We start from the raw sequence: 1,608 nt of genomic DNA, 5'->3' as shown, positions 1-1,608 counted from the left end.
GGCGCCGGCCAGGTCTGGGCCGAGCGCCGGGAGCTGGCGCGGCGGGGGCCGGAACTGGCCGTCCGGCTGGTGCTGGTGGCCGGCGCCATCGCCATCGGCATCCTGTGGTGGTCCGGCACGAGTGCCGCCAGCGTCCACGGCGCCGCCGGAGCGCTCACCGCCGCCGGCCGGGTCGCCGGCCTGCTCGCGGCGTACCTGGTGCTTGTCGAGCTCACGTTGATGGCCAGGATCGCGGCGCTGGAACGCGCGGTCGGCTTCGACCGGCTCGCGGCCTGGCACCGTGGCCTCGGGACCAACGTCATTCTGCTCATCGCCGTGCACGTCGTGCTGACGGTCTGGGGTTACGGCCTGGCCGACCACCACCAGCCCCTCGCGGAGCTGGTCACGGTCGTCACCAGCTACCCGGACATGTGGAAGGCGACCCTCGGCGCGCTGCTGTTCGTCGCCGTCGGGATCACCAGCGGCCGGCTCGCCCGCACCCGACTGTCCTACGAAGCCTGGTACGCCGTGCACCTGACGACCTACCTCGCGGTGTTCCTGACGTTCTTCCACCAGCGGGCGACCGGCGCGGAGTTCGTCGGGCATCCCGTGGCCAGCGCCCTGTGGTTGGGGCTGTACCTAGCGGTCGCCGCCGCCCTCGTCGGCTGGCGCCTCGTGCTCCCGGTGGCCCGCGTGTCGCGGCACCGGATGCGGGTGGACCGGGTCGTCGTCGAGGCGCCGGGGGTCGTGTCGGTGTGGATCCGCGGCCACGGTCTGGACCGGCTCGGCGCCCGGTCGGGGCAGTTCCTGCTGTGGCGTTTCGCCGCCCGCGGCCATCTCCTCAGCGCGCATCCGTACTCGCTGTCCGCGCCGCCGGAACCGGACATGCTGCGGATCACGGTCAAGGCGGCCGGCGACCATTCGCGTGCCCTCGCAGACCTGCGGCCCGGCACGCCTGCCCTGGCCGAGGGGCCGTTCGGACATTTCACCGCCGCCGCCGCGCGCCGCGGGCGGGTGCTGCTCATCGGCGGCGGCAGTGGCATCGCCCCGATCCGGGCACTCGCGGAGGACCTGGTCCGCCGCGGCGACGACGTCGTCGTCGTGCACCGCGCCAGCCACCCGGCGGACCTCGCGCTGCACGGCGAGTTCCGCGAGGTCGCCGACGCCGGCCTGGTGCGGCTGCACACCCTGACCGGCTCGCGGCGCGATCTCGGCTTCGACCCGCTCGACGCCGCGCACCTGGGCGCCGCGGTGACCGACGCCGCGGACCGTGACGTGTTCGTCTGCGGCCCGCCCGGGATGACCACCGCCGCGGCCCGGTCGCTGCGCGCGCTCGGAGTGCCCCGCCATCGCGTTCACACCGAGGAGTTCGCGCTCCGCTGACGTCCAGGGGGTGACCTTGGTCGACCCGGGAGGTGACATGTCCCTGTTCCACCGAAAGGATGCGCAGATGCGTTCGACTGCGGGGCGCCGATTCTTCTCCGGCCACGCTGCCGGGATCCGCACGGCGAGGCCCCGATGACTGGGAGCGCCGGGAGACCGTACCGGGCGCGGGTCGGGTTCGCCGCCCTGCTCAGCGCCGTCGCCCTCACCGTCGGCGCGAAGGCCGCGACCGGCTCCGGGCAGCCG

Annotated in this window: 1 protein-coding gene; it reads left to right on the top strand. The window is 74.6% G+C overall.

Annotated features, from left to right (window positions below):
* Nucleotides 1–69 precede the first annotated feature (69 nt).
* Complete coding sequence (locus MXD58_RS27195; RefSeq protein ID WP_308302059.1) at nucleotides 70–1,362, top strand: ferric reductase-like transmembrane domain-containing protein; 1,293 nt, start codon at nucleotides 70–72, stop codon at nucleotides 1,360–1,362.
* Nucleotides 1,363–1,608 lie beyond the last annotated feature (246 nt).

The sequence above is a fragment of the Frankia sp. AgKG'84/4 genome (assembly GCF_023242965.2).
GTDB lineage: Bacteria > Actinomycetota > Actinomycetes > Frankiales > Frankiaceae > Frankia.
Note: the sequence above shows the minus strand (reverse complement) of the source record. Positions and strands in the feature narration are given on the sequence as shown.